Annotated in this window: 10 protein-coding genes and 1 pseudogene; 9 read left to right on the top strand and 2 right to left on the bottom strand. The window is 56.5% G+C overall.

Features of this window, described 5'->3' with window-relative positions; genetic code table 11:
* Window positions 1–12 precede the first annotated feature (12 nt).
* From ACOTXF_RS03565 to ACOTXF_RS03545, 5 genes and pseudogenes are all read left to right on the top strand, one after another.
* Window positions 13–705 carry a T6SS immunity protein Tli3 family protein gene (locus ACOTXF_RS03565; protein ID WP_421635255.1) on the top strand — a complete coding sequence of 231 codons (693 nt, stop codon included), beginning with the start codon at window positions 13–15 and terminating at the stop codon, window positions 703–705.
* Window positions 706–708: 3 nt separating this feature from the next.
* A pseudogene (locus tag ACOTXF_RS03560) lies at window positions 709–1,403 on the top strand (T6SS immunity protein Tli3 family protein).
* Between the two features lie 3 nt (window positions 1,404–1,406).
* Complete coding sequence (locus ACOTXF_RS03555) at window positions 1,407–2,099, top strand: T6SS immunity protein Tli3 family protein (RefSeq protein ID WP_232926644.1); 693 nt, start codon at window positions 1,407–1,409, stop codon at window positions 2,097–2,099.
* A 17-nt stretch (window positions 2,100–2,116) separates the two neighbouring features.
* Window positions 2,117–2,374, top strand: a complete 258-nt coding sequence (locus tag ACOTXF_RS03550) for a PAAR domain-containing protein (protein ID WP_039024331.1) — start codon at window positions 2,117–2,119, stop codon at window positions 2,372–2,374.
* Window positions 2,374–3,753 carry a hypothetical protein gene (locus ACOTXF_RS03545; protein WP_047746156.1) on the top strand — a complete coding sequence of 460 codons (1,380 nt, stop codon included), beginning with the start codon at window positions 2,374–2,376 and terminating at the stop codon, window positions 3,751–3,753. Before ACOTXF_RS03550 ends, ACOTXF_RS03545 begins: the two co-directional genes overlap by 1 nt.
* 13 nt (window positions 3,754–3,766) lie before the next feature.
* Here ACOTXF_RS03545 and ACOTXF_RS03540 read toward each other — a convergent pair whose 3' ends face one another.
* Both ACOTXF_RS03540 and araC read right to left on the bottom strand, forming a co-directional pair.
* Window positions 3,767–4,534 (bottom strand): DedA family protein, encoded by a 768-nt coding sequence (locus tag ACOTXF_RS03540; RefSeq protein WP_008502007.1) that lies wholly within the window; start codon window positions 4,532–4,534, stop codon window positions 3,767–3,769.
* Between the two features lie 128 nt (window positions 4,535–4,662).
* Window positions 4,663–5,508: an arabinose operon transcriptional regulator AraC gene (gene araC / locus ACOTXF_RS03535; RefSeq protein WP_023293301.1), complete on the bottom strand. Its 846-nt coding sequence runs from the start codon at window positions 5,506–5,508 to the stop codon at window positions 4,663–4,665.
* Window positions 5,509–5,845: 337 nt separating this feature from the next.
* On the opposite strand from araC, the gene araB reads away from it, so the two are divergent.
* The 4 genes from araB to polB all read left to right on the top strand — a co-directional run bounded on the left by araB (window position 5,846) and on the right by polB (window position 12,326).
* Window positions 5,846–7,555 carry a ribulokinase gene (gene araB / locus ACOTXF_RS03530; RefSeq protein WP_047746158.1) on the top strand — a complete coding sequence of 570 codons (1,710 nt, stop codon included), beginning with the start codon at window positions 5,846–5,848 and terminating at the stop codon, window positions 7,553–7,555.
* Window positions 7,556–7,565: 10 nt separating this feature from the next.
* Complete coding sequence (gene araA / locus ACOTXF_RS03525; RefSeq protein WP_048961801.1) at window positions 7,566–9,068, top strand: L-arabinose isomerase; 1,503 nt, start codon at window positions 7,566–7,568, stop codon at window positions 9,066–9,068.
* 88 nt (window positions 9,069–9,156) lie between these two features.
* The gene (gene araD, locus ACOTXF_RS03520) at window positions 9,157–9,852 is read left to right on the top strand and encodes an L-ribulose-5-phosphate 4-epimerase (RefSeq protein ID WP_047746162.1); all 696 of its coding nucleotides are present in this window, start codon (window positions 9,157–9,159) and stop codon (window positions 9,850–9,852) included.
* 116 nt (window positions 9,853–9,968) lie between these two features.
* Window positions 9,969–12,326, top strand: a complete 2,358-nt coding sequence (gene polB / locus ACOTXF_RS03515) for a DNA polymerase II (protein WP_234115167.1) — start codon at window positions 9,969–9,971, stop codon at window positions 12,324–12,326.
* The last annotated feature ends 60 nt before the right edge of the window (window positions 12,327–12,386 follow it).

The raw sequence follows: 12,386 nt of genomic DNA, 5'->3' as shown, positions 1-12,386 counted from the left end.
AAGTAAAGGGAAATGAAAAATAGAATAGGTACAGCCTTGACTGTATTGCTGATGTCTTCAGGTTGTCAGGCAAAGGAGCCGCCGACACAGGTGGTTTATCGTTTTGATGACCATCGTTATCTCGAACTGAAGGGCTGGGACTGTGAAGGCGAGCTCTGGTATACGGATACTCAAAGAAAAATTCACTCTCAGCCTTACTTCCAATTTTATCGGGTATTTACACAAAAATTTATCCATTCTTCAGAGCGTTACATCGTGATCCCCAATTGGGAAGTTGATGGTTTCATCGTTTCTAAAGATTACGGCCAGACCTGGCGGTCTGTCAGCTATTCGCCAGGTGGGAATGAACCGGACGGGATGAACTCACCTCCACGTGATGATGTTCTTTCTTTCACAGTGGTGAATGACCAGGGCTTTCTGCAGACAAAGCGCAGCCTTTATATGTCATCCAGACCGTTTGACGATCCACGCGTATTGCCCGGTGGTTCTGGAATTAAGTACCAGCTTGAAAATGGAGAGGTGGACGAAATAACTTCAGATGCACCTGGCTGGAAATGGGGGATGGTGTATTTCACAAAAGGATGGCTGGAGGGAAAAGTCGTCAGGCGTGAATCCAATTATCAGAATTTGCCAGATAAAGTCCCTGAAGTGAAAGGTTACACCGGCTGGGACCATATGCAATGTGACATGGATGCGGGGCGCTAACCAATGAAAGCATTATGTTCAGGCATAGCTGTTGCTGCTGTACTGATGGCTTCAGGCTGTCAGGCCAACGAGCCGCCGACGCAGGTGGTTTATCGCTTTGATGACCATCGTTATCTGGAACTGAAAGGCTGGGACTGTGAAGGTGAGCTCTGGTACACCGATACGCAGCGGGGGATTCATTCTGAACCTGTCAGCCAGTTTTACAGAATATTTACTAAAAAGTTTGTCCATCCCTCAGAACGATACATCGCTATTACAGGCTGGGGAGTCGGTGGGTTTCGTGTCTCTAAGGACTACGGGAAAACGTGGCAGGTTGCACAATTCTCTCCCGGAGGAAACGAACCGAATGGAATGAACTCACCTCCGCGAGATGATGTTATTTCTTTTACAGTGGTGAATGACCAGGGCTTTCTGCAGACAAAGCGCAGCCTTTATATGTCATCCAGACCGTTTGATGACCCCCGACTATTGCCCGGTGGTAAGGGTATTCATTACGAACTTCAGGATGGGGTCCAGGGCGATATTAAAGCAGGAACGGGGGCTGGGCATGGGGAATGGTTTATATGACGAAGCAAGGCCTCAAGGACACCGTACAGTCATTGCAGACTAATTGGGAAGACCAACCCGATAAGGTCCCTGAAGTAAAAGACTACACCGGCTGGGACCATATGCAATGTGACATGGATGCGGGGCGCTAACCAATGAAAGCATTATTCTCAGGCATAGCTGCCGCTGCTGTAATGATGGCTTCAGGCTGTCAGGCCAACGAGCCGCCGACGCAGGTGGTCTATCGTTTCGATGACCATCGTTATCTCGAACTGAAGGGCTGGGACTGTGAAGGCGAGCTCTGGTATACCGATACCCAGAAAGCAATTCATTCTCAGCCGTACTTCCAGTTTTACCGTATATATACCAAACAATTCATTCATAACTCTGAGCGTTATATTGCCATTCCAGCCTGGGAATCTGCGGGATTTATTGTATCAAAGGATTATGGCAAAACCTGGCACCCGTCCTCATTCTCGCCCGGAGAAAATGAACCTAATGGAGACAATGCACCTCCCTATGACGACATTCTTTCTTTCACAGTAGTGAATGACCAGGGCTTTCTGCAGACAAAGCACCGCCTTTATATGTCCTCCAGACCGTTTGACGACCCCCGTCTATTGCCCGGTGGTAAGGGTATTCATTACGAACTTCAGGATGGGGTGCAGGGCGATATTACAACAGGAACGGGCGGCTGGGCGTGGGGAATGGTTTATATGACGAAGCAAGGCCTCAAGGACACCGTACAGTCATTGCAGACTAATTGGGAAGACCAACCCGATAAGGTCCCTGAAGTGAAAGGCTACACCGGCTGGGACCATATGCGCTGTGACATGGATGCGCGATAAACGACTAAGGATAAACAATGAACGGCGTAATTCGCTTAGACGATCCGCTGGCGAACGGTGGAAAAGTGACTTCAGCTTCAGGGGCCAATTTCATGGGTAAACCCGTGGCGCTAAAAGATGACATCGTTGAATGCCTGCTGCACAAAGGGAAGTACCCGATTACAGAGTGCCATCCACGCTGGACGATGCTCGGACGAGGCGTGGTTGTCGACCGGTGTAAAGCGGCGTGCGGGTGTGAAATAAGGACAACGCTGCCAACGGCGGGGGCTATATAATGGAGTGGTGGTTATATTCGAAGCAGAAAGATGCTGACGTAAAAATGCCGACGTTAGCGATCGTTGCTGTGTATATCGTCGCTGTTGTCATGGGGATCATTCTTGAGATTGTTAACTGGCCTCAGAATAAACATGTGACGCTCTTTTTTTTCTTGCCGTCCGTACTGCTTCCGCTCAGCCTGGTAACGTGTCTGGTATTTGCGCTGAAAATGATAATAAGTACGTCAGTAAACTATGCAGAAACTCGCAAATATATAGCAAAAGAGAGGGCTATCAGGCTCAAACGTTTTGCGCGTCAGAACCTCACCATTGCAGCCTGGTCGGTTCTCTCTCCGGTCGATCAGCTGGCGCTGAATATGCTAAAGCTTGAAGGTGAGTTTCCGCTGGCGCCCAAAACGCCGCTAAAGATTGAGGCAACCGAAGCGTTTGACCAGACTCCGGACGAAGCCGTCTTTTCGCGCCTGCTCGCGCCGATGGCCGATAAGCTCAAAATGAGTGCGTATCAGCTAAGGCAAACATACGTCTGGGTTCGCGGGGGCGATGCGAACTGTGTTGAGGATCTGAGACGAGTGCTGGGAAATCTGAAGTTACACAGTGCGCAAAGCGGCAAAATTCAGTTTATCAGCGAGTGCCCTGACTACTCGCTCATCGGGGAATGGATAGCGGCAAGCGACAAGTTCATCGTTAACAGGCTGCTGATCGTCGTCGATATGCATGGTGAAGACGGTGACAGTAAGCGCATGGAAAACGCCTGCGCTTTTCTGTTCACTAACCAATACGTGCATACAGAGGGAGAGAAACCGGTTTATCTGTACCAACCGATGAGTAAGATCACGGACGTAGAAGAAACGATGCCGGTTTATCTGGATGTTGGCCCTGTGACGGCCCCAAAAGCGCTCTGGTACAGCGGATTATCCCGCACGGAAAAATATCCTTTGATGCAGGCGCTGGATGCTAAAAACGCTGTTATGGAACGGCTGGAAATGGAATCCTCACTCGGGGAAAAGAGCGAGGGATACAGATGGCTGGCGCTGGCGCTTGCTGCCGATGCGGTAAAATATGCGCAGGGAACTCAGCTGGTGGCGAATTCAGCAATGAATAAATTTTCCATCACCGCGCTTTCCTCGCAGGATACTCATGTATCCGAAACCTGCCGATGGGACGTTTGGCTGCATCCCTTTATTAATGGGGTAATGACGGGGCTCTTTTTATTATTTTCCTTATTTTTCATTATGATGATAACCAATAAGCCCGGTGAGATGCCTTCCATACTGGTATTAGCGGCAAGCATAATACTCTCTGTTCTGGTTCCAGCGGTAACAGGCGCTTTACTGTCGATCACCAGCTCAAACCGGGCTTACCGAGATATGGGATACTAGAGCGGGAAACCGATTAACGGCTTACCACCTTCAACAGGATCTCGCCGTACACCGGCATCAGCGGGTGGCGAATCAGCGCGACCAGGGCTACCACAGCTACACCCAGCGTCAGCGGGGCCAGCCACAAAAGACGAGAGCGCGGAAGATAGCGCGTCAGGCGATCGACGCTCGCTTTCGCGCTGCGCCACAGCCGCCAGCAGAGCCAGACCGCCAGCCACAGCAGCACCGCCGTGCCCAGCAGCAGCCACTTAAACTCACCGCTTTGCATACCGTCAGGAATATCGATGGCCGCGCCCGCCAGAATACCCGGCAGGAAGTAGAACGGCGGCCAGAAGACGCAGCCGATAATGTTCGGCACCACAAATTTCGCGACGGGGAGATCCAGCATCCCGGCCACCATCGGCACCAGCGGACGCGTTGGCCCAACAAAGCGGCCCACGAGGATGGTAAACATGCTGTGCTGGTGCAGCGCATGCTCGGTTTTATCGAGCAGCGCTTTGTTCTTTTTCATGAACGACCAGCGGTGCAGCGGCTTCTTAAAGCGCCAGCCCAGCCAGAAGGAGATCCAGTCGCCCAGCAGACAGCCGATAATCCCGGCCAGCCATGCCTGCCAGAAATTGACCTCACCGCTGCCGATAAGCGCCCCAAGCCCCGCCATCATCACGGTGCCGGGCAGGATTAACCCGACAAGCGCCAGCGATTCCAGAAACGCCACCAGCGCCACGGCGATGAGCGAGTACATAACGGACTGGGTAATAAAGTGTTCCAGCAATGCCTGCATAACTATTCCGGTCAGAAAACGAATCAGCGATTCTGCTTAGCGCCCCGCACCGCGTCAAGGCAACAATTGTCTGAATAGTTTACAGGTTGCTTTCTGCATTCACCTGTTTGTTTATCTTTTTTTACCGTTTATTCACATCCCGCGCGAAATTCACTGGGGCTGGCACCGGTACATTTTTTAAATACGCGGGAGAAATAGAGCTGATCCTCAAAGCCCACGTTGCGCCCCACGGTGGCGATGGGCATCCGGGTGGTGCTGAGCAGCAGCTTCGCCTGGCTGATGCGCTGATCCTCGCGCCAGCTCAGTACGCTGACGCCAAGCTGCTGGCGGAACAGGTGCGACAGCCGCGACGGCGACAGGCAGACGTGCTGGGCGACGCTGGCAATATCAAACTGGCTATCGGCCAGGTGGTCGCTGATGTACTGGCAGGCGTCGCGCACGCGGTTATCCAGCGGCGGGTTAAGCGACGCGTTAATCGCCTCCATCCGCCGCAGCAGCAGCTGTTCAAGGAGGTTTATCGCCAGCAGTTCGGCATAGCGTCCACCAGCCTGCCCCGCCTCGATTATCTGGGCAAAAAGCTCGCGAAACTGCGCCAGATGCACCTCATCCGGGCGATAAAACCCGGTGTGAGCAAAAATAGCCGGCCAGGAAAGCCACTCCTGCCAGTAGGCGCGCGGACGGAAGTAGACCCACTGGTGATACCACTCTTTGGCATCCGGATGACGGCCATAGTGGTGGATCTCACCCGGCGGGAACAGCAGGATATCCCCCGGGCGGCAGACGAACTGCTGGTCACCGTTCTTGATGATCCCTTCCCCCCGCACGGTCAGGTTGAGGATATACCCTTTCATCCCGAGCGGTCGGTCGACGTAAAAGTCGAGATATCCCTCAGCCTCGATAGGGGTCAGCCCCGCCACAAGGTGCGCGTTAAACGAGTATCCCGGCAGCAGGGGATCGTTCTGCGTTTCGGCCATAGATTCAGTTCTCCCAAGGGTCCTGAAGGAAACCAATTGTCCATATCACTAAATGCAGGTTAAAAATGGCCCGCGAAAAGATCCAAAAAGCATCACGCCGCTTTTACGTCCGCCATGTTTCAGCCTTTCCCCCTGATTTCTCCGCCAGAGCAGGCAGATAACCAGTAACAAAAGTGTCTATAAGTGCGGCAGAAATGTCCACATTGAATATTTGCACAGCGTCACACTTTCCGTTGTAACAGCAATTTAGTCCATAAGATTAGCGGATCCTGCCTGACGACTTTTGTCCCCAGTCTCTAATGTTCTTCCATACCTGTTTTTTCGATGGAGCAACACCATGGCAATTGCGATTGGCCTCGATTTTGGCAGCGATTCAGTTCGCGCGCTGGCAGTGGACTGTACGTCCGGCCAGGAGATAGCAACCAGCGTTGAGTGGTATCCGCGCTGGCAAGAGGGGCGCTACTGCGATGCGCCAAACAACCAGTTCCGTCACCACCCGCGGGACTACATCGAGTCGATGGAAGCGGCGATCAAAACCGTTCTGGCGGACCTGACCGACGCCCAGCGGGCCGATGTTGTGGGGATTGGCGTCGACAGCACCGGCTCTACGCCTGCCCCTGTCGATGCCGAAGGCCGCGTGCTGGCACTGCGCCCGGAGTTTGCCGACAACCCGAACGCCATGTTCGTGCTGTGGAAAGACCATACCGCCGTGGAAGAGGCCGAAGCCATCACCCGCTTATGCCATCAGCAGGGCAAAACTGACTACTCACGGTATATCGGCGGGATTTACTCCAGCGAGTGGTTCTGGGCCAAGATCCTGCACGTCACCCGCGCGGACGCGTCTGTCGCACAGGCAGCGGCGTCCTGGATTGAGCTATGCGACTGGGTTCCCGCCCTGCTCTCCGGCACCACGCGCCCGCAGGATATCCGCCGCGGCCGCTGCAGCGCCGGGCATAAATCCCTGTGGCATGAAAGCTGGGGCGGCTTACCTCCGGCCGCGTTCTTTGATGAGCTCGACCCAATCATCAACAAGAGCCTGTCATACCCGCTGTTTACCGACACCTTCACCGCCGATATTCCCGTCGGCACCCTCTGCGAAGAGTGGGCGACGCGTCTCGGCCTGCCGCAGAACGTAGCTATCTCCGGCGGTGCGTTTGACTGCCATATGGGCGCCGTGGGCGCGGGCGCACAGCCAAACACGCTGGTAAAAGTGATCGGCACCTCCACCTGCGACATCCTGACGGCAGATAAAGCCACCGTCGGCGACCGCGCGGTAAAAGGCATCTGCGGCCAGGTTGACGGCAGCGTGGTGCCAGACTTTATCGGCCTCGAAGCCGGTCAGTCCGCGTTTGGCGATATCTACGCCTGGTTTGGCCGCGTGCTCGGCTGGCCGCTGGATCGGCTGGCGGCGTCACATCCTGAACTGAAAACCCAGATCGCCGAGAGCAAAAAGCAGCTCCTGCCGCAGCTTACCGACGCCTGGGCTAAAAATCCGTCTATCGACCACCTCCCGGTGGTGCTGGACTGGTTTAACGGCCGCCGCACGCCGTTTGCCAACCAGCGCCTGAAAGGGGTGATTACCGACCTCAACCTGGCGACCGACGCGCCTGCGCTGTTCGGCGGTCTGATTGCCGCCACCGCCTTCGGCGCCCGCGCGATTATGGAGTGCTTCACCGAGCAGGGCATCGACGTGAACAACGTGATGGCGCTGGGCGGCATCGCCCGTAAAAACCCGGTGATCATGCAGGCCTGCTGCGACGTGCTGAACCGTCCGCTCCAGATTGTGGCCTCCGATCAGTGCTGCGCGCTGGGGGCGGCAATTTTCGCCGCCGTAGCCGCTGGCGTCCATGCGGATATCCCCACCGCGCAGCAGCATATGGCGAGTGCCGTCGAAAACACCCTTCAGCCGCGTGCCCAGCAGGCACAACGCTTTGAACAGCTTTATCAGCGCTACCAGCAATGGGCAAAAAGCGCCGAACTTCACTATCTCCCTGTCGCCGCCCCGGCCAAAAGCACCGCGGACACTACGGCAACCCTGACCCATTAAGGACACGATGATGACCATTTTTAATAATTATGAAGTGTGGTTTGTGATTGGCAGCCAGCATCTTTACGGACCGGAAGCGCTGCAGCAGGTAACGAAACACGCGGAGCACGTCGTTAACGCGCTGAACGCGGAAGCCAAACTGCCGTGCAAACTGGTACTGAAACCGCTGGGCACGACGCCGGACGAAATCACCCACATCTGCCGCGACGCCAACTACGACGATAAATGCGCCGGTCTGGTGGTGTGGCTGCACACCTTCTCACCGGCAAAAATGTGGATCAACGGCCTGTCTATCCTCAACAAACCGCTGCTGCAGTTCCATACCCAGTTCAACACCTCCCTGCCGTGGGACAGCATCGACATGGACTTTATGAACCTGAACCAGACCGCACACGGCGGCCGCGAGTTCGGCTTCATCGGCGCGCGCATGCGCCAGCAGCACGCGGTGGTCACCGGCCACTGGCAGGATGGCAAGGCGCAACAACGTATCGGCTCCTGGATGCGACAGGCGGTCTCTAAGCAGGATACCCGCCACCTGAAAGTGGTGCGTTTCGGCGACAACATGCGTGAAGTGGCGGTCACCGACGGCGATAAAGTCGCTGCGCAGATTAAATTCGGCTTCTCCGTAAATACCTGGGCAGTGGGCGACCTGGTGCAGGTGGTAAACGACATTAGCGATGGCGACGTGAGCGCGCTGGTGGATGAATACGAAAGCAGCTACCGCCTGACCCCTGCGGCACAAATCAACGGCGACAAGCGCCAGAACGTGTTGGATGCAGCGCGCATTGAACTGGGCATGAAGCGCTTCCTGGAACAGGGTGGCTTCCACGCTTTTACTACCACTTTTGAAGACCTCCACGGCCTGAAACAGCTGCCGGGCCTGGCGGTACAACGTCTGATGCAGCAGGGCTACGGCTTTGCAGGCGAAGGCGACTGGAAAACTGCCGCTCTGCTTCGCATCATGAAGGTGATGTCGACCGGTCTGCAGGGCGGCACCTCCTTTATGGAGGACTACACCTACCACTTCGAAAACGGCAACGACCTGGTGCTCGGCTCCCACATGCTGGAAGTGTGCCCTTCTATCGCCGTCGAAGAGAAACCGATCCTCGACGTGCAGTATCTCGGCATCGGCGGCAAAGCCGATCCGGCGCGTCTGATCTTCAACACCCGCACCGGCCCGGCCATCAACGCCAGCCTGATCGATCTGGGCGATCGTTTCCGCCTGCTGGTGAACTGCGTCGATGCGGTTGAAACGCCACATTCGCTGCCGAAACTGCCTGTCGCCAACGCCCTGTGGAAAGCGCAACCGGACCTGCCGACCGCGTCAGAGGCGTGGATCCTGGCCGGCGGCGCGCACCACACGGTGTTCAGCCACGCGCTGGATCTGAACGACATGCGTCAGTTCGCCGAGCTGCATGATATCGAGCTGACCGTGATTGATAACGATACCCGCCTGCCCGCCTTTAAAGACGCGCTGCGCTGGAACGAAGTCTATTACGGTTCAAAACGCTAAGCCCTGAATGCCCGGTGGCACCGCGTTTACCGGGCCTACGGTTCTGTAGGCCGGATAAGCAAAGCGCCATCCGGCACTGGAGACAACAATGTTAGAAGAGCTCAAACGCCAGGTGCTCGAAGCCAACCTGGCGCTGCCGAAACATAATCTGGTCACCCTGACCTGGGGCAACGTCAGCGCCGTTGACCGCGATAAAGGCGTGTTTGTGATCAAGCCTTCCGGCGTCGATTACGCGGTGATGACGGCGGACGATATGGTGGTGGTCAGCATCGAAACGGGTGAAGTGGTGGAAGGGAACAAAAAGCCCTCCTCCGATACGCCAACCCACCGCCTGCTGTACCGCTCATTCCCAACCATCGGCGGTATCGTGCATACCCATTCACGCCATGCCACCATCTGGGCACAGGCGGGCCAGTCCATCCCGGCGACTGGCACCACCCACGCGGACTACTTTTACGGCACCATTCCCTGCACGCGTCTGATGACCGATGCGGAGATCAACGGCGAGTACGAGTGGGAAACCGGCAACGTCATTGTCGAAACCTTCGAAAAACAGGGAATCGACGCCGCGCAGATGCCCGGCGTGCTGGTGCACTCCCACGGCCCGTTCGCCTGGGGTAAAAACGCGGAAGATGCGGTGCATAATGCGATTGTGCTCGAAGAGATCGCCTATATGGGGATCTTCTGCCGCCAGCTGGCGCCGCAGCTGCCGGACATGCAGCAGAGCCTGCTCGATAAGCATTATCTGCGCAAGCACGGCGCGAAAGCGTATTACGGGCAGTAGCTTGTAGGCCGGATAAGTGCAGCGCCGTCCGGCTAAACAGGCACTGTATAAAACCCCAGCAAACCCACCTCAACCAGGCTATAATCAGGCCTGGTTTTGTTTTATGGGATAACGGCGTGGCGCAGGCGCAAGAAGGCTTTTTACTGACCCGACACTGGCGGGATACGCCTCAGGGCACCGAGGTTGAATTCTGGCTGGCAACGGACAACGGCCCGCTGCAGGTGACGCTGCCGCCGCAGGAGTCCGTGGCGTTTATTCCTGAAGCGCACGTCGAAAAAGTGAAACAGCTGCTGCGCGGTGAAAACGGCTGGCGCATTACCCCGCTTGAACTGAAAGATTTCCACCGTCAGCCGGTTCACGGCCTCTACTGTCGCGCCCATCGTCAGCTGATGCGCTATGAAAAACTGCTCCGCGAGGCGGGCGTGACGCTCTACGAAGCTGACATCCGCCCACCGGAACGGTTTCTGATGGAGCGGTTTATTACCGCGCCCGTCTGGGTCGATGGCACCGCGCACAACGGCAGCCTCGTTAACGCGCGGCTGAAGCCGAACCCGCACTACCGTCCGCCGCTGAAGTGGGTCTCCCTGGATATCGAAACCACCCGTCACGGCGAACTGTACTGTATAGGACTTGAAGGCTGCGGCGATCGGGTTGTCTATATGCTCGGGCCACCGAATGGTGATGCCTCCGCGCTGGATTTCCGGCTTGAGTATGTTACCAGCCGGCCGCAGCTGCTGGAGAAGCTCAACCAGTGGTTTGCCGACTTCGATCCCGACGTTCTGATCGGCTGGAACGTGGTGCAGTTCGACCTGCGTGTGCTGCAAAAACACGCCGAGCGTTACCGCATCTCGCTGATGCTCGGGCGCGGCAACAGCGAGCTTGAGTGGCGCGAACACGGTTTTAAGAACGGCGTTTTCTTCGCACAGGCGAACGGCCGCCTGATTATCGACGGCATCGAGGCGCTCAAGTCCGCCTTCTGGAACTTCTCGTCATTCGCCCTCGAAACGGTGGCGCAGGAGCTGCTTGGCGAAGGCAAATCCATCGACAACCCCTGGGACAGAATGGACGAGATCGACCGGCGCTTTAACGAAGACAAGCCCGCGCTCGCCACCTATAACCTGAAAGACTGTGAGCTGGTCACGCGGATTTTCCACAAAACCGAAATCATGCCCTTCCTGCTGGAGCGCGCGACGGTAAACGGCCTTGCGGTCGACAGGCACGGCGGCTCCGTGGCGGCCTTTAGCCACCTCTATTTTCCCCGAATGCACCGGGCAGGATACGTCGCCCCCAACCTCGGGGACGTGCCGCCGCAGGCCAGCCCCGGCGGCTACGTCATGGATTCCCGACCAGGACTGTATGACTCCGTTCTGGTCCTGGACTACAAAAGCCTCTACCCGTCGATAATTCGCACCTTCCTGATCGATCCCGTCGGGCTGGTTGAGGGGCTGGCCCAGCCGGATGATGGACACAGCACCGAAGGCTTCCTCGGCGCACGCTTCTCGCGGGAAAAACACTGCCTGCCCGACATCGTGGGCAACATCTGGCACGGCCGCGATGAGGCCAAGCGCCACGGCAACAAGCCCCTCTCACAGGCGCTGAAAATCATCATGAACGCCTTCTACGGGGTGCTGGGCACCAGCGCCTGTCGCTTCTTCGACCCGCGGCTGGCGTCGTCGATCACGATGCGTGGGCACGAGATCATGCGTCAGACTAAAGCGCTGATTGAATCCCGGGGCTATGACGTCATCTACGGCGACACGGACTCCACCTTTGTATGGCTTAAGGGCGCGCATTCCGAAGACGATGCCGCGCAAATCGGCAAAGCGCTGGTTGCCTTCGTGAACGACTGGTGGCAGGAACATCTGCAGAAAGCGCGCTTAACCAGCGCGCTGGAACTGGAATTTGAAACCCATTTTGCCCGCTTCTTAATGCCCACCATCCGCGGTACCGATCAGGGCAGCAAGAAGCGCTATGCCGGGCTGATTCAGGAAGGCGACGCGCAGCGGATGGTCTTTAAAGGGCTCGAGACAGTGCGTACCGACTGGACGCCGCTGGCCCAGCAGTTCCAGCAAACGCTCTATCTGCGGGTATTCCGCAATGAGCCGTATCAGGACTACGTGCGCGAGACGATCGCCAGCCTGATGGCAGGCGAACTTGACGCGCAGCTGGTGTATCGCAAACGCCTGCGCCGCCCGCTCGCGGAGTACCAGCGCAACGTTCCTCCGCACGTTCGCGCCGCGCGCCTCGCGGACGAAGAAAACGTCCGCCGTGGCCGCGCGCCGCAGTATCAGAATCGGGGAACCATCAAATACGTCTGGACGATAAACGGTCCGGAACCGGTGGATTATCAGCACTCGCCTCTGGATTATGAACACTATCTGACGCGTCAGCTTCAGCCGGTTGCCGACGGAATTTTGCCCTTCATCGACGATGATTTTGCTACACTAGTGACAGGGCAACTTGGCCTATTTTGACGCGTGACGAAATGGCTGCCATCCAGTACCATAGCGCCCTTTCCATTCCCGGACCCATTT

Origin of the sequence: Enterobacter cloacae complex sp. IR53041 (genome assembly GCF_049238285.1) — a bacterium.
Classification (GTDB): Bacteria; Pseudomonadota; Gammaproteobacteria; order Enterobacterales; family Enterobacteriaceae; genus Enterobacter; species Enterobacter roggenkampii.
The sequence above is the reverse complement of the archived record's forward strand: the minus strand, read 5'-3'. Positions and strand labels throughout refer to the sequence as shown.